Here is a 19,737-nt window from a genome sequence, read left to right as displayed (position 1 = left end):
TATTGCCTGTCGATCGGCAAGGACAAGATCCCTGCCCCACCAGCCTCCGGCCCGCACGATGACGGGCAATTTCACTGCATAACGCTGGAAAAGCCGGCAGACACCAAGGCAACTGAGGCACAGCGGCCCTCGGCCGGAGCACCCTTTGTCGGTGGCGGCTAATCGCGAAGCTAGTCTCCTGGGGTCGCAGTTGTGCGGCTCAGGCGTCGGCCGGCTTGCCGAAGCTGCCTGACGGACTAGAAGCCGTTTCGGCGTCATGGCCGGATGGCCTGTTGGTGAAGTTATCAGGTTTCACCGGGGACCGGCTTTGGGCACCGGAACGATGATGAAACGGCTGCCCTCCCTTACTTCAGGGCCGAACGGAGTTCGCTACGTTCGACGTAGCGTCCGTGACAGCTGCCGCAGGACGAGTCAGCAACCCCGTGCTGACGAACGTGCCCGCTCCACACAGGCCAATGATCCAACCCATGGTCCATGGCGAGCCGTCGGCGAACCAACCCACCATTGCCGAACTAACCACGCCTGCGCCGTAATGACACGCTCCCACCAGGGCTGATGCCGCCCCCGCCTTGTGCGGGAATGCCGACAAGGCGCCCGCCACCGAGTTGGCGACGATGAAGCCCAGCATCGAGATGTAGAAAAAAAGTGGCACTACCAGGCCGACCAGCCCGCCCCAACCGAAATGAGCGTCGAGAGCGAGGGCCACGCCAGACAACGCTGCGACAACCGCCCCGAACCGCAGCAGCCGGTCTGCCCCCAGGCGCATCACCAGCCGGCTGTTCACCAGATTTGCGGCCATCATCCCGGCGATGTTGATGCCGAACAGAAGCCCGTAGGCCTCGGCCGGTACATGGTAATATGTGATATAGGCGAATGGCGTGCCCGCCAGATAGGCGTAGATGCCGCCATAGAAGAAGCCGCCAGACACTGCATAGGCGAGCAACCGACGGTTCCCCGCCAACAGCACGTAGCCGATCATCGCCTCGCCCAGTCTTTGAGAGCTGCGGCGGTTCTTTGGTAGAGTTTCGGGCAGTGCCAGCAGGCTCAGCAGCGCGAGCAACCCGAAGACCACCAGGATCCAAAAGATGCCCTGCCAGGACCATATCGCCAGCACCTGGCCGCCCATGATCGGCCCCAGCAGGGGTGCGATACCCATCACCAGCATCAGGGTCGACAGCATCTGCGCCGAGCGATCCTTGGCATACAGATCGCGCACCATCGCACGCGCCAGCACCGGGCCAGAGCACGCGCCAAGCGCCTGCACTACCCGCCAGCACGTCATCTGAACCGCCGAGCCCGACATCGCGCAACCGGTCGACCCGATAATGAACAGCACCAATCCCAATGCAATGGGCACCCGCCGACCGTATCGATCGCCAACCGGGCCCCAAAGCAACTGGCCAAGGCTAAACCCGATCAGGAACCCCGATAAGGTCATCTGGACGTGACCTGCATCGGTCCTGAACGCGGTTGCCAGCGCCGGAAGCGCCGGCAGATAGATGTCGGTCGAAATAGATGCGAACGCCATCAAGGCGCTGAGGATGACCAGGAAGCGGATGCTGCCTAATCGGCTCCCGACCCCTGCGACCGCGATTTGGGAAGATCCAAACATATCATCAGAATGTCACGCGATGCTGCACTGCACAATAAAAAATTGTCCTAGGGAGATGCGCCCGGTAGGTGCAGGAGGATCTCTCGGATAGGCCGAAGATGGTCGGTGAGTGTTGCGACTGCGGAGGCGGCATCGTGCTCGGCCAGCGCCTGTACCAGATGCTCGTGTTCCATCAGGATCACATCGCGACGCGTTGGTTCTATGCTGATCGAAGTCATTGCCACCCGCTCCTGCCGAGTGCTCATGAATTCGAACAACTCCAGCATCACGCTATTCCCAGCCGCAGCAACCAGGGCACGGTGGAACGCCGTGTTCAGTTGGACATGCTCCAGCGTTTGGTCGTCTTCCGACTGCTGCATTCGCGACAGGGTCTGCACCATCGATGGCGGCGGCCCCTGGCGGTCGGAGCATAGCTTGCGAACAGCATGGCTCTCGATCATCAGCCGGGTCTCGTAGACCTCCATCAGCTCCTGCACCGTCACGGCCCTAACCAGCGCGCCACGCCGCGGCATGAGGTCGATCAGCCGCTCGCTTTCCAACTGCTGAAAGGCCTCCCGAACTGGAGTGCGGGACACGCCGACCGCCAGACACACCCGCTCCTCTTCCAGAAAGGTGCCTCCTGCCAATTCGCCATCTAGGATGGCCCGGCGGACATAATCGTAGACGCGAGCCTTTGCAGGCGCCCAGGGCCGTGATTCCTGTTGCATACGCCGTGTATACGTGATCCGTTCGGCGATATCGAGCGGTGGTTTGCGGGTTGGAAAAGTGCCCGCATCGGAAGGATAGCGGATGGCTTGGCGCGTCGGCGTAGATTCGGGCGGAACGTTCACCGACATATGTCTCTTCGACGATGATAGCGGCCGGATCGACGTCTGGAAGGTAACATCGACCCCGCAGGATCCCTCTAGCGGCATCGCCCAGGGCGTGGCCGAGGGCATAGCCCGCGTTGGCTCCAGCGCCGGCGACATCAGCTTTTTCGGCCACGGCACCACCGTCGCCACCAACGCGCTGATCCAGCACAAAGGGGTCAAGACTGGGCTGATCACCACGGACGGCTTCCGCGACTTGTTAGAGATCGGCCGGCAGAAGCGTCCCGACCTCTACGATCTGCAGGCCGATAAGGCACCCGTGCTGGTCGCCCGCGATCTGCGCCTGGAAGTGCCAGAGCGCGTGCGTCATGACGGCACGGTCGAAACCGCGTTGGATGAACAGGCCATGCGGGAGGCTGTGCGTACTCTCCGCAATGCCGGTGTCCAGGCCGTTGCCGTCTGCTTCCTCTACGGCTTCGTCCGCCCGAAGCACGAGGACACGGCCCGCCGCATCATCGACGAGGAGTTCCCAGGGGCTTTCGCCTGCACCGGGCACGAAGTCGCCCCAGAATTCCGCGAATACGAGCGGATGAGCACCGCAGTGGTAAACGCCTATCTCGGACCGGTGATGCGGGGCTACATCAAGCGCCTGGCCGCTCGGCTGACCGAAATGGGGCTGCGCGTGGCGCCCCAGCTGACCCAGTCCAATGGCGGCGTCATCGGTTTCGAACAGGCGGCGCGGCTGCCGGTGCGCACCATCCTGTCCGGCCCCAGCACGGGCGTGGTCGCTGCACAGGCGGTCGGCAAAATGGCCGGCTACCCCGACCTCATCACCTTTGACATGGGCGGCACCAGCACCGACGTGGCACTGCTGCAGGGTGGCGCTTGTCGCCTGACGAGTGAAGCGACGGTGCATGGCTACCCGATCAAGGCCCCAATGCTGGACATCCACACGGTCGGCGCCGGCGGCGGGTCGATCGCCTACGTGGATAGTGGCGGACTGCTGAAGGTCGGCCCCCGCTCCTGCGGCGCCTTCCCCGGCCCGGTCTGCTACGACAAGGGCAGCACCGAAGCCGCAGTGACTGACGCCAACGTAGTGCTGCAAACCTTGAACCCAACGCATCTGCTGGGCGGCCGCATGCCAGTGCGACAGGATCTGGCACGTGCGGCCATTGCTCGCCTGGCCGACCAACTCGGTATGGGTGTGATGGAGACGGCGCAGGGCATCATCTCCGTCGTAACCGCCAACATGGCCCGCGCCATTCGGGTCGTCAGCGTGCAACGCGGACATGATCCGCGAGATTACACGCTGATTGCGTTTGGCGGCGCCGGCCCGTTGCACGCTGCCCGACTTGCGCGCGAGTTAGACATCAGCCGCATCCTGGTGCCGCGCAACCCTGGCATCCTCTGCGCAATGGGCCTGCTGCTGACCGATCTGCGGGCCGATTTCGCCACAACCCGCTTGCTGACCATGAACGAGGCGGCTCTTCCGGCGATGGAACAGGCCTTCACCACCTTGCGTCGACAGGCCGATAACTGGTTCAGCAGTGAAAACATCGCCCCAGGCGCAAGCAAGATCACCCGCACGGTCGACATGCGCTACGCCGGTCAAAACTACGAATTAGCTGTGGTGGTGCCGGATGGCCCGGTAGCCGCCGCGACGCTCGACGTCCTGGCCGTGGGGTTTGCCGCCGCGCATCAACGCATGTACGGCTTCGTGGCCGAGGGCGAGGCGGTGCAACTCGTCACCTTCCGGATCGAGGCCGCGGGCCTGGTCAGCAAAGCGGAGTTCCAGCCCCAGTCCGACCAGGGACCGGACGCTAGCGGCGCAATCACCGGGCAGCGCGAGGTATGGCTGCCGGAAGCCGGCGGCTTCGCTGCCTGTCCCGTCTACGACCGGCAGAGCCTGCGTGCGGGCAACCGCATCGCCGGTCCGGCCATTATTGAGCAGATGGACACCACCACTGTGGTTCTGCCCAATATGGTTGCAACCGTCGAACCCTTTCTGAACCTGATTCTGGAGGCCGCATGAACCAGGCTTTGCCCCGCCCTACCGTCGACCCGATAACGGTCGAGGTCATTGGCAGCGCCTTATCCTCTATTACCGAGGAAATGGGTGAGGCTTTGGTCCGCGCCAGCTATTCCACCAACATCAAGGAACGGCGAGACTGCTCCACCGCGCTGTTCAACACCAACGGCGACACGCTGTGCCAGGCTGAGCATATTCCAATGCATCTCGGTTCCTTCATCGGCATTATCCCACACATCCTGAAGCGTCATACCGTTGCCGACATGAAGCCCGGCGATGTCTTCGTTGGCAATGATGCTTACGAAGGCGGGGGCACCCATTTGCCTGACATCGTTTTGGCAGAGCCGATCTTCGTCGAGGGTGCAATCGTCGCCTGGGCCGTCAACACGGCGCACCATTCGGATTTCGCCGACCGCGGCCACGCCCACATTTACCAGGAAGGCCTGCGCATCCCGCCAATCCGCCTCTACTCGGCCGGTGTGCTGCAGAGGGACGTGCAGGAACTGATCCTGCTGAACTGCCAGGTGCCACACGAGAGACTGTCCGACTTACGGGCGCAGATGGCGGCCAATCGGCTCGGCGTGGAACGTCTCGGCGCCCTTTGCGCGAAATATGGGCGGGACGTCGTGCTTGCCGCCGGTGACGCGTTGCTGGACTACGCCGAGCGCAAGATGCGCGCCGGCATTGCCGCCATCCCCGACGGCACCTACCGCTTCACCGATTTATATGACGACCTTGAGATTGAGGGCGAGATGGATTTCTCGTGCGAGATCAAGATCGCCGGGGACGAGATGTTTCTCCTTTTCGATTCGCCGGACCAGGTTCGCGCCGGTTTCAACATGGTCTACACTGCCCTGCTCTCCACCGTGTACTATGCGGTTAAGACAGTGGTGGATCCGTCCATCCTGCCGAACGCGGGCCTTGCCCGCCCACTCCATGTGTCTGCCCGGCCGGGCAGCGTGCTGCACTGCGTCCATCCTGCCGCGGTGAACGGTCGCATCGGCCCGTGTCAGCGCGTGGTGGATCTGATCCACGGCGCAATGGCGCAGGTGGTGCCGGAACGCGTCACCGCCGCCTCCAACGGCTCGGTCACCGTCGCCAGCTTCATCGGCAACCAGAAGGGCGACGGCGCCACCTGGATTTACCTTGAGACCATCGCCGGCGGCTTCGGCGCACGCCGCGACCGCGATGGGCTAGATGGTGTGCACGTCCACATGACCAACACCAGCAACCTCCCGGTCGAAGCACTGGAGATTGAGTATCCGCTCACCGTGCTGCGCTACGAACTAGTCGATGGGTCCGGAGGTGCCGGGCGGCAGCGTGGCGGGATGGGCCTGCGCCGCATCTATCGCGCGGAAGCTCCCACCCGGCTGCGCCTCGGTGGCTCCCGCACCCTATCCGCCCCATGGGGGCTCCTGGGCGGTTTGCCCGGTGGGAAGGGCAATTTTATTTATGGTGAGAATGTGGCGCCGTTCCACCAAGGCTCCGGCATGTTGCAGGACGGTGAGACGGTGCAGATCATTACGCCGGGTGCCGGCGGCTACGGGGACCCGGCGGAACGCGACCGAGACGCCGTGCTACGCGACATCGCCGAGCGCCGCATCTCGCCTGAGGACGCGCTCGGCACCTATCCCCAACTCAACCAATCCGCCTGAGAGGACCCGCGCATGGCCCTTCACCGCCGCACCCTGCTGGCCGCCGGAATGTCCGGTGCGGCAATGCCGTTCCTGGGCCGCCCCGGCCTTGCCGCCCCTCACGAGGGGCCATTGCGCTTCGGCCTATCCAGCTACCCGCCCAGCTTTCAGCCCTGGGTGCAGGCAGGTACGGCGGCAGGCACCATCACGCTAATGACCCATCGCGGCCTGATGTCCTACGACGCCAGGGGCCAGCTTCGCGGTGAATTGGCGGAGTCCTATGCACGCGACGGCGACAGCGGCTGGGTGTTCCATCTGCGCGAGGCATATTTCCACAATGGCGCGCCGGTCACGTCCGAGGACGTAAAGTGGACGCTGGAGCAGGTGGTCGCGGAGAAGTCGACGGCCTACATGCGTGGCCAATTCCTAGGTATGGACCGGATCGAAACGCCGGACGCTCGCACAGTCCGCATCATCATGAAGCAGCCAACCGCTACGTTGCCTCTCTGGCTGGCAGCCTACGAGATGCCGATCGTAGCCAAAGGCTCGCTAGACAAGGCTGGCGCCGGTATCGGTTGCGGCCCGTTCGTGATCCAGTCGCAAGATCGCGGGGTCTCGATCCAAGTAACCGCGTTCGACAAGTTCTACCGCCCGGGCTTTCCGAAGCTGAAAGCGATCAACGTAATCGTCTATGCCGATGAAACGGCCCGCGTTGCGGCTCTACAATCCGGCGACGTCGACCTCATCGAATACGTGCCGTGGCAGTCTATGGCCGGAATCGAGGCCGACCCGAAGCTGAAGTTGGAATCCACCGATGGCCCGGTGATGTATGTCACCTTTAACGGCGCCCGCGGCCCATTTGTCGATCCGCGCATCCGCCAGGCCGTCGCACATGCAATCAACCGGGAAGACATCGTCAAAACTGTGTTCTTCGGGCGCGGTGCAGCGCTCGAGGGTTTGCCGATCGTGAAATCCAGCCCTTTTTACGACGGTAAGCTAGCTCAGGCCTGGAATTACGACCCAGCCAAGGCCAAGGCACTTCTGGCTGCAGCAGGCAAGCCCGACGGCTTCGCCTGCACCCTGCTGGCGACCGCACAATACGGGATGCACAAGGACACAGCTGTCTTGATGCAACAAGACCTCGCCGCAATCGGCATTCAGGCGCAACTGGCGCTGCCCGACTGGCCAACCCGTGTCGCGCTTGGCAATCGTGGCCAGTATGAGATTGCGGTCAACGGCACCACCTCCGACGGCAACGATCCGGATGGTCTAGCCAACCTTATTGACGGCACGCAGGGTAACAGCGGCTCGCGCAGCTACGAGCTGAAGACTCCCAAGATCGGTGAGTTGTTTGCCGCCGGCCGCTTCGAATTCGACCCGGCGAAACGCGTTGCCATCTATCGGGATCTGCAACAAGTCGCCGTCGACGAATGCCCGGCCGTGTTCCTGGCATGGCGTTCGCAAGGCTACGCGATGACGAAGGACGTGCGGGGCTTCACCAACATGCCCGGCGCGCTGACCTTCTTCTCCGGCGCGACCCTGGAGGAAACCAGCTTCAATTAAGGAGGACGTATGGCCTGGGTTCTCAAGCGGATTGGCATCTCGCTGCTGCTCGTATGGGTCGTCGCCAGTATCGTTTTCCTCGCCATCCATCTGGTGCCGGGTGACCCGGCGGAACTGCTGCTATCCCAGGGCGGCGCGGCACCAGACCAAGCAGCAGTCGACCAATTACGCGAGCAATTGGGCCTCGATCGGCCGCTGATGGCACAATACCTCAGAAGCCTTGGCGAGGTCGTGCGCGGCGATTTGGGTGAAAGCTTGCAGGATGGCAGTTCCGTCACCGGCGAGATCGTGCGCCGACTGCCTCGGACGCTTGAACTGATCGCCGCGGCAGCCCTGCTGGCTTTGATAACCGGACTGCCGCTGGGCATGTTGGCCGCTTTGCGCCGCGGCGGCATTGCGGACCGGCTTCTGTCGATCATAAGCGCGGCCGGGCTGGCCTTGCCAGTTTTCGTGTTGGGCACGCTGATGGTACTGCTGTTTGCGCAGACGCTGCATTGGGTGTCGGCAGGCGGCTACGTGCCGTTGGCGCAAGCGCCGGGCAAACATTTTACCCTATTGGCGATGCCTGCCGCCGCCATAGCGACCGGCCTGTTCTCGGCCGTGTTTCGCATCACCCGCGCCTCCGTCCTGGACGTGTCATGGCGCGACTACGTCCGCACGGCCCGGGCGAAGGGGCTGTCGCGCCATCGAATCCTCACCAGGCATATTCTGCGTAACGCGCTTATGCCGGTTGTGACGGTTGTGGCATTGCATCTCGGCACGCTGCTGGGTGGCACGGTTCTGGTGGAATACGTGTTCAACTACCCCGGCCTGTCCGGCATGCTGGTCGATGCGGTGAACGCCCGCGACTATCCGGAGGTGCAAGGCGTGGTGCTGGTGATATCCGTCCTGTTCGTCACACTTAACCTCGCGGTCGACTTGATATACGGCGCGCTGGATCCGCAGGTGCGCAACTCGTGATAGGGCGCGTGTATAGATCTTGGCCATTCGTGGCGCTGGCGATCATCGCAATCGCTGCCTTCGTGACGCCGCTACTACCGTTGTCCAATCCACTATCGATGGACGTGGCCCACCGCCTCGCGCGGCCCTCCGCCTCGCATTGGCTCGGCCAGGACGAATATGGGCGGGATGTGCTGACCCGGTTGCTCTGGGGTGCGCGCGTGTCGCTGCTGGTTGCCGCCACCTCCACTGCCGCCGCCTGCATCTTAGGAACGGCCTTGGGCATGATCGGCGGCTTGCTGGGACCCCTGGCGGAGTTTCTAGCGGTACGCAGCATGGATATCGTGCTGTGCTTTCCGCCACTGCTGCTGGCGTTATTGGTGGTGACACTGCTAGGCCCGGGCGCATCGACACTCATTCCGGTCCTGGCGTTAGTTTATCTGCCTGGGTTTGCCCGGGTAGCCTATGCCGGCGTGCTTGCCGTGAGGTCGCAGGAATATGTCGAGGCCATGCGTGTGCTGGGAGCCAGTTCGTCCCGCATCCTGCTGCGAACCGTGCTGCCGAATATCGGCGGACCACTGCTCGTGCAGATCAGCCTTGCCGCGTCTTCCGCCGTGGTGCTGGAAAGTGGGCTGTCCTTCCTGGGGCTGGGCGTAGTGCCCCCGGCATCGTCATGGGGGCTGATGATCGCGGCAGCCCGCACTACAATGGCGCAAGCACCTTGGCTACTGCTGTGGCCCTGCCTGGCATTATCGGTGACTATTCTGACGCTGAACGCTGCCTGCGACGCGCTGCGCGACGCGAATGATCCGCACCGTCGCCTGTCCGGCCGTCGCCGGTTGATGGATGCCCTGGCGCCTGGTATGCTGCCCCATACCGGGCCGGTGCTAGAGGTCCAGGGCCTGACCGTCGCCATCGCCACGCCTGGCGGCACGATTTACCCGGTGCGCGAGGTGTCGCTGCGATTGCGCCCCGGGGAAACGCTGGCGATCGTCGGCGAAAGCGGTTCGGGCAAGTCGCTGCTTGGCCTGTCGATCATGGGCCTGCTGCCGCTGGCCGCTCGCCCGATATCCGGTGCCGTATGGGTCAACGGCAACGAGTTGCTGCGGGCGCCGGAATCGGAGCTTCAGCGCCTGCGCGGCAACCGCATGGCGATGGTGTTCCAAGATCCGCTCAGCAGCCTGAATCCGGTTCACCGTGTCGGCGACCAGATCGCGGAAGTCCTTCAGGCGCATAAACGTCTTTCCAACAGTGCAGCGAAGGCAAAGGCGATCGCGTTGCTCACGCGGGTCGGCATCCCAGATCCAGTGCGCCGAGCCCGCGTCTTCTCGTTTGAAATGTCCGGCGGTATGAGACAGCGCGCGATGATCGCCATGGCTGTGGCCAACAGCCCCAGTCTGCTGATCGCCGATGAGCCGACCACTGCGCTGGACGTCACCATCCAGGCGCAGGTGCTGGAACTGATGGCCACGCTGAAGCGTGATGGCAACATGGGCATGGTGTTTATCACCCACAGCCTGCCGGTGGTGGCGGAAATCGCCGACACCGTCGCCGTGATGTATGCCGGCGAAATTGTGGAACATGGCGATGCCATCGCCGTCTTCGCCAACCCGCTGCACCCCTACACCGCAGCTCTCCTCCGCAGTGCACCATCCGAAAACGGTTCGCTGCCTGCCTGCGTGCCGGGTATCGTACCCCCCATCAACGCATTGCCACCCGGCTGCATATTTGCCCCGCGCTGCGACCACCGGCGCCCGGCCTGCGAAGCCGCGCGTCCACCGCTGGTTAACGCCACTCCAGGGCGCATGACCCGATGCGTCCGCTGGCAAGAACTGCAGGCCTGCGCGCCCTCTATCGGCGCCGTAGCGTGACGCCTCTAGTCTCCGCCGAGCGGTTGACCCGGCGCTTTGGCGGCGGCGGGCTATTCCGCCACGCACGGGTGGTGCATGCCGTGTCCGACGTGTCGCTTACCGTCGGCCGGGCCGAAGCGGTTGGCTTAGTTGGGGAGAGTGGCTCGGGCAAAAGCACCATTGGCCGGCTCATACTAGGACTGTTGCCCGTCAGCGAGGGTCGCGTGCTGCTGGACGGCGTGGACATCGCCGGCCCTGACCGAGAAGGTCGCGCCGAACGACGCCGCCGCATGCAATTGGTGTTCCAAGATCCCTACGCCTCGCTCGACCCGCGTCGCCGCATTGGTCCGCAGATTGAGGACGGACTGGCGATAAACAACCGCGTTCCCCGCGCCCAACGCCGCACGACGATCAAGGCTCTGCTGGCCCAGGTCGGCCTAACCGCGGCGCATGCCGATCGCTTCCCGCACGAGTTCAGCGGAGGCCAGCGCCAACGTGTCGGCATCGCGCGGGCGCTCGCGACCTCACCAGATTTCCTGGTCGCGGATGAGGCGGTATCTGCGCTCGACGTCTCGGTGCAAGCGCAGATCATTGCCCTGTTTGCGGATCTACGCACTCGGCTTGGCATCGGCATGCTGTTCATCAGCCACGACCTGAAGATCGTTCGCTCGCTCTGTGATCGAGTGATCGTTCTGTATCTCGGGCGTATCATGGAAGAAGGGCCAGCCGAAGACGTGCTGGAACGGCCAAAACATCCCTACACCCAAGCGCTCCTTTCCGCCTCTCCCAGCCTGGACCCAACTCGGCGGCGAGTTCGAATTCTATTGGGCGGCGACCCGCCCAGTCCATCCAACCCGCCCTCCGGCTGCGTGTTCCGCACGCGCTGCCCGATCGCAATCGACGCCTGCGCGGCGACCCCTCCACCCCTGGATACGGTCGGGCCAAATCACCGCGTCGCGTGCATCAGGGTCGAGGTTTAGGCGTCATAGACTGGGGTCGGAACCCCTCCATTCGCGCCTTCAACTGAAGCGCCAGATAACGCGAATAGTGCCGCGACTGAGCTAGATTGCCGCCATGGAACCACAGCGCCTCCTGCGCGGTCGGCTTCCACAAATTGCGCAACTCGCCCTCCCACGGCCCGGGGTCACGCGTGATGTCGGAGTTAAGTCCCCAACACGGCCCTACCGCGTCTGTCACCTCTTTCAAGATCAGCATTTCCGCCCAATCGGTCATCGAGCTATAACCGGTGGCGTAGACGATCAGATCCGCCGGCAACTCATTGCCATCCTCTAGCAGCACTGAATGCGGTTTGATCGCTGCAATCCCGGAATCGCTGTGCAGTTTGATCGTATTGTTGGCGATCATCTCCGACGCACCGATATCAATGTAGTAGCCCGAACCGCGACGCAGATATTTCAACGAAAGTCCCGACCCATCCTCGCCGAAATCATACAGAAATCATACGGCGCCCAATCGCTTGTAGAACGACGCATCCTCTCGCGCGATTTGTTGCCAAATCGGCGTCTGGACGGTCGGTGACAGGCGGTAAGAAATCGACGCTGTCATCAAATCCGCGCGCTCTGTCATCAACCCGGCGGCGACCGCCTGTTCCGAGTACAGTACATTACAAGACAGACGCAGCATCGTCTCCGACCGGACGACTAAAGTGGAGGATCGCTGCAGCATCGTGACGTCGGCGCCGTGCTCCGCCAGGTCGGCGCAAATATCGTGCGCGGAGTTATTGGATCCGGTGACCACGCAGCGTTTGCCGGCATAGGTCTCTCCACCGGGGTGGTCGCTGGAATGGTGCTCTACGCCCTGGAGAGCCTGCATACCCGGGATATTAGGCATGTTTGGAAAACCGGCATTGCCGGCGGCGAGCACCATTGGGACGGGCGTAAAGTGATGATTTCGCCATTCCGATCCACCACAGGTGTCCACCGCTTCGTTGCCGGGTCGTATTCTGCGCTCTGGCAGGTGGTGCTGTTCCAGCAATCCAGTTCCATCACCTTGTATACATCTCCAGCCAATCGCCCAGCTTGTCTTTCGGCGTGGACACCGGGCAATGCGCAGGAAATGGAATGTAAGGCATGTGATCGTATCAAACCGGGTCGTGCAGACAAAGCGACTTGTAGCGCTTTCGCCAATTGTCACCGGGACGCGCATGCTTGTCGACGATCAGCGTCGGCACGCCCAACAGCTTCAACCGCGTCGCCAGCGCCAGGCCACCCTGGCCACCACCGATGATGACGCAATACGGCTGCACGTCGCGTCCCAGACTTGCAGTGATCTCCGTGCGGTGTTCGAGCCAAGTGCGGAGATCAGGCGCGTCCCGCGGCAGCACACCCATTTCGCGCGTCGTACCTTGTCTCTCCTCAAACCCCTTTAATTCCATCATGGCTGTCAGCAAAGTCCAGCACTTGCCCCCCGCCGCCGGGCGTATCCGCAGCCACGGGCAACGGCGGTTTCGAAAGTGATCCAGCCCTCGACGACGTCGTTCGCCTCCTTGGTCTCGCCTTCGACTGCCCATGCGCTCGGCTGAGCATAGGCGGCACAATCATCGACCATCACTTGTATCGCCGGCTTCCCCCTCCATCGTGCGAATCGTCCAAGTGAACGCGATCAGGTCGCGCCAATAGCATTCCTCGCGAAACAGCCCGGCGACCACACTCGCATCGACGACGGTTAGACCGCGGCCGAACTCGTAAAGCCAATGGCTAATACCATGTCTTGATGATCAGAACCCATGTGCCCACTTGCGCAAGCCGAGTTTCATAATGGTCCAAGGCTGATCGACAAGCTTGTTCCAGGCATCGGAGCAGTGGTCGACGACGTTTTCGTAACTACTGAAAATGCGATTGGACAGCCAGTTGTCGCGCATGAACTGCCAGACGTTTTCCTGGGGGTTGAGCTCGGGGCATTTGGCGGGAAGCGGGACGATGGTGATGTTGCCGGGAACGACCAGATCGGCCGACAGATGCCATCCGGCCTGGTCGAGCAAGAGTGCGGCATGTCGACCAGGCTCGATCTTGGCGGCAATGGCTTCCAAATGAAGGTTCATTGCCTCCGTGTTGCACCAGGGCAGGATCAGTCCGACAGCTTGGCCTCGCTTGGGACAGATTGCGCCAAAGATGTAGGTGGACGCGGTACACTGATCCTGCGGTGCCGAGGGGCGTGAGCCCCGACGGCTCCAGCGGCGGGTGATCTTGTTCTTCTGTCCGATCCGCGCTTCGTCACCGAACCAGACATCTATAGAGTTGGGATTAAGCCCGAGACTCTGCGCAATCGCGTCCAGGATGGTTGGGAACTTTTTTTAAATTCTTCGATGGCACCGGCTGCCTGTGCGTGATGACGCGGCCGCGCAGACAATTTACGGTAATTCATGGCTCGAAGCTCTCGGCTCAGCGTCTGTTTGGAGACGCTGATTTGGAATTCCTCCCAAAGCCATTGGCAGAGATCGATGATCCGCCAACGGACCACACCGTGGATGGCTGGGATCGGCCCGCTTTCAACGATCTCTGCCAAAGCCGACCGGTGTTTCCCGTCGAGCAACGATGGCTTTCCAGGTGCTTTGCGATCGATCAGACCTTCCGGACCGGACGCGTTGAACTTCAACACCCAGTCCCGGACGATCTGCAAGGTCACCCCGCCGATCGCTGCCGCCTCGCGCCGCGTCGAACCGTCATAGATCGCTGCAAGGGCCAGCAATCGGCGCACCTGATTTGGATCATCACTTGCGCGCGCCGCAAGACGCAAACTCAAGCTATCAAAATCCGGCCGAAGCGCGATCGCCATCGAGAACTCCTGAGCTCCCCAGACAGGAATCACACCTGCCTCGAGCCGCGCAAGCCCCATGAGTCACACACATCAGGACCTGGTATAAGCTGCTCCGTCGCTTCAGTTCCGGACATGGCAGCATTCCTCCCCTTTGCAGCCGTATTGCCTTATATGATTTATCTTCATGCAGTCCATATCGATAGGAGATGCGCACCGCGCAAGCGGCGGGCGCGTCTGCAGGGTACTGATGCCGCATTGGATCGAAGTCTACCTGCGGTGACGAAGCGCTTCGCCATGTGCGCAGACAGTTGCCCAGGATGAGGTTAAGGTTCACAGGTTTAGATGTTTAGTCCCGGCATCTGGTGGAGCGGATTGAGGGTGAATCGTTTGGGCTCGTGTGTCCAGATTTTGCAGATGGCTTCGTAGGGGGGGCCTTTGAGGGTCTTCAGTCTTCGGCCGAAATTGTGCGTGTCGATGAATTCGCCGAGGTGCCTTCGGAGCTGATCGTGGGTGTCGTAATGGAAGCGCTTGACGGTGGCTTCCTTGATGGTGCGGTTCATGCGTTCCACCTGGCCGTTGGTCCATGGATGGCCAGGCTTGGTGAGCCGATGATCGATGTGGTTTTGGGCGCAGGCGTATTCGAAAGCATGCGCCATGAACGGCTCGCCACAATCCATGGCGCGGCAGATCTCGGCGGAGGCTGAGCAGATATTTCCGGGTGAGGTGAAGTGGGTGCCGTTGTCGGTCAGCACGGTATGGATGGTGTATGGCACGGCTTTGATGACAGCGCGCAGGACGTCTCCGGCGATACGGCGTGTGGCCTTCTCATGCAGTTCGACGAAGGCGAATTTGGTCACGCGGTCGATGGCAACCAGCAGATAGAGCCTACCCTGGGCGGTTTGGACTTCGGCGATGTCGATGTGGAAGTAACCGAGCGGGTAGGTCTTGAATTTGCGTTTGCCCGGAGCGGCGCTCTCGATTTCGGGGCGCCGGGAGATGCCATGATGTTGCAGGCAGCGGTGCAGCGAGGACCGTGTCAGGTGCGGGATGGTGGCCTGGAGGGCATACAGGCAGTCGTCCAGTGGCAGCAATGTATGTCGACGGAATGCGACCACGACGGCCTCTTCCTCGACGGACAGCACGGTGGAATGGGCCTTCTTGGGTCCGGTCGGCAGGTCCTGGACGGAGCTGCGGATGCGCCACTTGGCGACGGTTTTGGGATTGATGCCGTAACGCTTGGCCAGGTCCCTCAGGCTCTCTTGACTATGCAGTATCGCTCAACGGATTGCCGCTGTCGTTGTGGCGCCCCCATGGAAAACCTGGCCCATAGCGCTTCCTTCCACTCAAGCAAGAAGACTGCACACCAAACCCTGGGATCACATCTAATGATTGCCCGCATCAGCGTCGACTTTCGTGCACCGTTCGCCCCCAGAACCGCAAACGCCTTGCCAGTGGCAACATGTAAGCTCCTGCTGTGCAGGACCGGCGCGGCGCTATAGCCCACTTCTAAGGCCTCTAACGATAGCAGCGAGCACTCATGGCGCGCTACCCAGATAGGCCTCGATCACTCGTGGGTCGGAGCGCACCTTCTCCGGCGACCCGTTCGCCATTATGCGACGAACGTCCAGGCACACCATGCGGTCGACCAGCGCCGCAAGAAAGGCCATGTTGTGCTCGATTACCAGCACCGCCACGGCATCCCACGCCACCCTGCGCAGACGCTGCGCAAGATCGGCTTGCTCCGTCTCGTTGAGGCTCGCCGCCGGCTTGTCGAGTAGGATGATGCGGGGCTGGGTTACCAGGCGCGGGCTAGCTAGACACGGCGGGCCAAGCTGGGCGGCAGCACTGCGCCCGGGTGCCAGCGAATGCGGCGACGCCCACCCAGTCCAGCAACCCCATTGCCTCGACCCGCGCCCGGCTTCAAGCGCTGTCCCGCCAGCCGGCGGCCAGGGCCGTGACGAGCCCAACACGCGCCGCGTTGCGAGCCACCGCGACATTGTCCAGAGCCGATAACTCCGGGCCAATGACGCGGTTTGAAAGGTGCGCGCGATACCGCGCCTTGCAATGCGATACGGTGCGTTTCCAACGACCGTTCCACCGCATAGCGTGATTTCGCCCGCATCCAGTAGAAAAGACACCGGTGATGGAGGTCAACAACGCCGTCTTACCCGAGCCGCTCGGCCCGTTAAGGGCCAAAACTTCGCCGCTACGGATGTCGAGAGATACGCCATCTCGCGCCACCACGCCGCCAAAACTGCGCTTCACCCCGGCTACGCGAAGTACAACTCTAGTTTCAGGCACACGCCTCAGCGTAACCGGGATTGCGATCGGCATGAGAGCCTTTGCTAGAGGCAAGGCCTTCGCCAACAGCTGCTCCGCCACGACGGCCAGGCCCCCGAGTACTGCTACTACGATGACAAGCAGGATGCACCCAAACGCGAGCATATAATCGTCGCGGAGAAAGCGGGCCCATTCTGGCAATTCGGTGACCGACCCGACGATGGCGCCGGTGATCCGAAGGCGGCTGCCCGCCACTGCAATCGTCAGGCAAGGAACCATGACGGGAAAACCAGGCACATCGGGCGACAACACCTCGATCGTGTGCACGTACAGCGACCCGGCTAGCTCAGCATAGCCGGCACTGAGCACGAATGCGACAAGCCGAAGCCATCCCGTATCGATCCCGACGGCGCTTGCGTCGGTGGGTTGCACGCGCAGCAACGCATAAGCATTTCCCAAGCGTGCGCGCGTAATCTGCCGTGCCTGTAAAGCACCTAAGCTTACCAGAAGCCAAATTGCGCGCCGCAGAACCGGAATTGCGAGCACCAGCGCCAACAACACGGGAAGTCCAATGCTTGCGGGCAGCGCTGCATCAAATCCAACGCCGCACGGCGTTGTCAGAAGGCCGGAGACGTAGGCACCTACCCCCATGAAGACGCCCTTTGCCAGCGACAGTGCGCCCGCATGGTCGAAGATAAACCCGCAGCCGATCGTCAGCAACGCATAGACGCCCGCCGTGGAGAGCACGCGCATCGCATAGCCCGAGGCGGACGGCATAACCCGAGCGGCATAAATTAGCGCTGCCGCGCTCAACAGCAACGACACTTGTGCCTGGGCGGTCACCGACCAAACCGGGTCATGGCCGCGTGCCTACGGCCTGGCCAAGCAATCCGCATGGCCGCACCACCAGGACCACCCGGACCGCCACGTCAAGGACGACCGACGAGACGGTTTGGGAGAACACTGTTCGGCACCGGGCAGGCGGCCCAAGACGGGCGGCAGCACGGGAAGGCTCGGGAACAGCACCTCAAACCCCGCGATCAGCACCGCCCCGGCCACGGACCCGGGTATGCTACCCCAGCCGCCAATGACGACTGCGATATAGGCTTAGCGGATGTAATCCGACCCAGTGGTTGGTGTGACGACAAACACATTCGACAGCAGAAGGCCGGCCGCTCCTGCCAAAGTCGCACCCACGGCGAAGATGCCGACGATCATCGCATTTACTGGATACCGACTCCAGCAGACGTTTCGGCAGCCATCTCTAACGTGGCATATCAGGGCGTGACTAGCGGGAAAGCGTAATGTTGACTACCAACAGCACGCGGGAAGCGCCATCGAAACACACGATCACCGCCGAATCGGCCATGTAACCCTGGCCGTCACTATTGTAGGCCACAGCTCACCCGTTATAGTTCGCGTTGTAAAGCGCCCGAGTAACCGCCGCCGCGTCGACCGCCTCGTGTGCCACAGCGTCCAGAGCCATCATCGTCGCGTCGTATTGGCCAAGCGCAAACCCATCCGGATCCGCTTTGAGCGCTGCGCAATATCGATCAAGGAAGCCGCGCCGTACTGCAGTCTCTGCCGAGATCGGCGACGACCGGGTCTCAGCGCAAACGCCCTTGATCTCCGCCGGCTGCAACAGCGCCGTCGTGGCGGGCTGTGCCAAGCCCAACCCGGCAACGCTCGGCAGACCAATATTCACCGCCGCGGCCGCTTTCAGCAACAGCGACGTTGGCCCGCCGTGCAACTACAGCAGCAGCAAGTCGGCACCTGCAGCCCGAGCCTCCGCCAGCATAGGCTGCCTATCACGCACCATTTATGTCCAGCCCATACTGATCGACGGGCATTACACCATTCGCCGCCAGTGCTTCGACGATCTCTACCCGGCCGCTTTGCCCATAGGCGATGGTCTGCGGGATCACCGCCGGGCAATTGATGTGGTAAGTGTCGATTGCATAGCGAACCTGCGCACTCTTTACGACACTGTCGGCAGGGAAGAACTGAAAGACAAACCGGTTGCCTTTGCGGGTAATATCCGCTGTCCGCGAAATCGTGACGATCAGCGCTTTTTGCTCCGCTGCTTGCGGCAACATGGCCAGCATCTGCGTGCCAAGCATAGACGCCGCTACGGCTGTGACACGCCCGTCAGAGACAGCCCGTTCTGACCCATTGAAGGCGCCTCCGGGTGTGGTGCCGGTATCAGTGACTGTGAATGGCGGCTTCACACCAAAGGGAGGGGTCAGCAAAGCCAGCAATGCGCCGTTGCGTTGGCTGCTGCCCTCTGCCGCCAATAAACTGATGATCGGTACCAAAACGGGAATGGTTGGCAGTGCAGCGAAACCCGCTTTGCAAGGCAGTATGACCGCCAGAATTGCAAGCAATCGCCAGGCTATACTTTGCGCGTCTAGCATTCAGCGCATCGGCGAGAAAACAGTCGGACGCAAAATTCGGCTACGCATCGACTGCACAAAGCTGGAGGTGCGCATCCGAAAGACCTGCCACTGCGGGTCCGCGTCCATGGAGGCACGCCGCCGCTCGCGATCCCCCATATCGGCATAGCGCCACATATGAACGACCTCGTTGACCACGCCGACATCGGTGGTGAACCAGCCCACAAGATTGCCCAGATGGCTAATTTGAAGCGCCATACCCTCCGCCACGTAGATGTCGAGATACTCTTTCACATGGGCTGGATGGATGGCGTAGGTACGCTCGTCGAGGATCATACGGGGGCCTAGTCGAAATAAGGCGGGGCATTCGTGGCGGGTTGCCGGACCCCGGATGCACCATGTCTATAGGGCCACAGCCCTCTACTTGCCACCCCGAGCCCGGTGGCGCTCAGTTGCACGTCACTTCGGTCAGAATCTGACTACCACCGAGACGCATCAAGTGGCAAGTGAACGTCGGATACAATAACCTGATCTGAAGAGTGCCTTACCAGGTAGCCGCAACTACTCGACACGTTCGACCGGGCGTACACGTAATTGCAACATCATTGACGCCATTGCCGCCGGCCCTGCCGGCGGACCGTAGAATGGACGACGGCGGTTGGCCAGAAGGCCACGCCGCTGCGGCCTCAGAATCAGTGTCGAGGCCTATGTCGCGTAAACCTACTCACAGGCTGCGAAAAGGTTTCGGGCTAAATGTGTTTCACAGGCTACCTCGCTTGTCGGTATTGCATGGTGTATCAGCGCTATCTAGAGGGTGTTATGTACTTTCTTGAGGTTAGGGCTTAATGGGG

Annotated in this window: 18 protein-coding genes; 6 read left to right on the top strand and 12 right to left on the bottom strand. The window is 62.0% G+C overall.

Features of this window, described 5'->3' with window-relative positions; genetic code table 11:
- Positions 1 to 349: 349 nt before the first annotated feature.
- Together GSQ76_RS17100 and GSQ76_RS17095 are read right to left on the bottom strand one after the other, a co-directional pair.
- Positions 350 to 1,612, bottom strand: a complete 1,263-nt coding sequence (locus GSQ76_RS17100) for a Bcr/CflA family multidrug efflux MFS transporter (protein WP_158745349.1) — start codon at positions 1,610 to 1,612, stop codon at positions 350 to 352.
- A 47-nt stretch (positions 1,613 to 1,659) separates the two neighbouring features.
- Positions 1,660 to 2,319 (bottom strand): GntR family transcriptional regulator, encoded by a 660-nt coding sequence (locus GSQ76_RS17095; RefSeq protein ID WP_158745348.1) that lies wholly within the window; start codon positions 2,317 to 2,319, stop codon positions 1,660 to 1,662.
- An 82-nt stretch (positions 2,320 to 2,401) separates the two neighbouring features.
- On the opposite strand from GSQ76_RS17095, the gene GSQ76_RS17090 reads away from it, so the two are divergent.
- The 6 genes from GSQ76_RS17090 to GSQ76_RS17065 are packed head-to-tail and all read left to right on the top strand — an operon-like array spanning position 2,402 to position 11,416.
- Positions 2,402 to 4,453, top strand: coding sequence for a hydantoinase/oxoprolinase family protein (locus GSQ76_RS17090; protein ID WP_158745347.1), 2,052 nt, complete (start codon positions 2,402 to 2,404; stop codon positions 4,451 to 4,453).
- Positions 4,450 to 6,105 carry a hydantoinase B/oxoprolinase family protein gene (locus GSQ76_RS17085; RefSeq protein ID WP_158745346.1) on the top strand — a complete coding sequence of 552 codons (1,656 nt, stop codon included), beginning with the start codon at positions 4,450 to 4,452 and terminating at the stop codon, positions 6,103 to 6,105. Before GSQ76_RS17090 ends, GSQ76_RS17085 begins: the two co-directional genes overlap by 4 nt.
- 12 nt (positions 6,106 to 6,117) lie before the next feature.
- A complete protein-coding gene (locus GSQ76_RS17080) occupies positions 6,118 to 7,647 on the top strand; it encodes an ABC transporter substrate-binding protein (protein WP_158745345.1) in 1,530 nt (509 codons plus the stop codon).
- A gap of 9 nt (positions 7,648 to 7,656) precedes the next feature.
- Positions 7,657 to 8,607 (top strand): ABC transporter permease, encoded by a 951-nt coding sequence (locus GSQ76_RS17075; protein ID WP_158745344.1) that lies wholly within the window; start codon positions 7,657 to 7,659, stop codon positions 8,605 to 8,607.
- Between the two features lie 8 nt (positions 8,608 to 8,615).
- The gene (locus tag GSQ76_RS17070; protein ID WP_254070463.1) at positions 8,616 to 10,457 is read left to right on the top strand and encodes a dipeptide/oligopeptide/nickel ABC transporter permease/ATP-binding protein; all 1,842 of its coding nucleotides are present in this window, start codon (positions 8,616 to 8,618) and stop codon (positions 10,455 to 10,457) included.
- On the top strand, positions 10,454 to 11,416 hold the full coding sequence (locus tag GSQ76_RS17065) for an ABC transporter ATP-binding protein (RefSeq protein ID WP_254070462.1): 963 nt from the start codon (positions 10,454 to 10,456) through the stop codon (positions 11,414 to 11,416). The genes GSQ76_RS17070 and GSQ76_RS17065 overlap by 4 nt, the downstream gene beginning before the upstream one ends.
- Here GSQ76_RS17065 and GSQ76_RS31925 read toward each other — a convergent pair.
- The 10 genes from GSQ76_RS31925 to GSQ76_RS17025 all read right to left on the bottom strand — a co-directional run bounded on the left by GSQ76_RS31925 (position 11,400) and on the right by GSQ76_RS17025 (position 19,222).
- The gene (locus tag GSQ76_RS31925) at positions 11,400 to 11,855 is read right to left on the bottom strand and encodes a hypothetical protein (RefSeq protein WP_254070461.1); all 456 of its coding nucleotides are present in this window, start codon (positions 11,853 to 11,855) and stop codon (positions 11,400 to 11,402) included. The two genes, GSQ76_RS17065 and GSQ76_RS31925, sit on opposite strands and share 17 nt — an antisense overlap.
- Positions 11,856 to 11,894: 39 nt before the next feature.
- Entirely contained in the window at positions 11,895 to 12,431 is a 537-nt protein-coding gene (locus GSQ76_RS31920) for an NAD(P)-binding domain-containing protein (RefSeq protein ID WP_254070460.1), read from the bottom strand.
- Between the two features lie 106 nt (positions 12,432 to 12,537).
- Positions 12,538 to 12,834 carry an NAD(P)-binding protein gene (locus GSQ76_RS31915; RefSeq protein WP_254070459.1) on the bottom strand — a complete coding sequence of 99 codons (297 nt, stop codon included), beginning with the start codon at positions 12,832 to 12,834 and terminating at the stop codon, positions 12,538 to 12,540.
- A 339-nt stretch (positions 12,835 to 13,173) separates the two neighbouring features.
- Positions 13,174 to 14,291 (bottom strand): IS630 family transposase gene (locus GSQ76_RS17055; protein ID WP_408836799.1). Its coding sequence is split into 2 segments (ribosomal slippage): positions 13,174 to 13,724 and positions 13,724 to 14,291, totalling 1,119 coding nucleotides; the frame shifts between segments, so codons are not numbered across the junction.
- A 260-nt stretch (positions 14,292 to 14,551) separates the two neighbouring features.
- Entirely contained in the window at positions 14,552 to 15,487 is a 936-nt protein-coding gene (locus GSQ76_RS17050; RefSeq protein WP_254070470.1) for an IS481 family transposase, read from the bottom strand.
- A gap of 261 nt (positions 15,488 to 15,748) precedes the next feature.
- A complete protein-coding gene (locus GSQ76_RS17045; RefSeq protein WP_158745341.1) occupies positions 15,749 to 15,907 on the bottom strand; it encodes a hypothetical protein in 159 nt (52 codons plus the stop codon).
- A 226-nt stretch (positions 15,908 to 16,133) separates the two neighbouring features.
- Positions 16,134 to 17,336 carry an ABC transporter permease subunit gene (locus GSQ76_RS17040; protein ID WP_158745340.1) on the bottom strand — a complete coding sequence of 401 codons (1,203 nt, stop codon included), beginning with the start codon at positions 17,334 to 17,336 and terminating at the stop codon, positions 16,134 to 16,136.
- A 559-nt stretch (positions 17,337 to 17,895) separates the two neighbouring features.
- Positions 17,896 to 18,219 carry an ABC transporter substrate-binding protein gene (locus GSQ76_RS17035; RefSeq protein WP_158745339.1) on the bottom strand — a complete coding sequence of 108 codons (324 nt, stop codon included), beginning with the start codon at positions 18,217 to 18,219 and terminating at the stop codon, positions 17,896 to 17,898.
- An 82-nt stretch (positions 18,220 to 18,301) separates the two neighbouring features.
- Entirely contained in the window at positions 18,302 to 18,907 is a 606-nt protein-coding gene (locus tag GSQ76_RS17030) for an ABC transporter substrate-binding protein (protein ID WP_158745338.1), read from the bottom strand.
- Positions 18,908 to 19,222 carry an NIPSNAP family protein gene (locus GSQ76_RS17025; RefSeq protein ID WP_158745337.1) on the bottom strand — a complete coding sequence of 105 codons (315 nt, stop codon included), beginning with the start codon at positions 19,220 to 19,222 and terminating at the stop codon, positions 18,908 to 18,910.
- Positions 19,223 to 19,737 lie beyond the last annotated feature (515 nt).

This window comes from Acidisphaera sp. L21 (assembly GCF_009765685.1).
In the GTDB taxonomy this organism is placed as follows: Bacteria; Pseudomonadota; Alphaproteobacteria; order Acetobacterales; family Acetobacteraceae; genus LMUY01.
The sequence above is the reverse complement of the archived record's forward strand: the minus strand, read 5'-3'. Positions and strand labels throughout refer to the sequence as shown.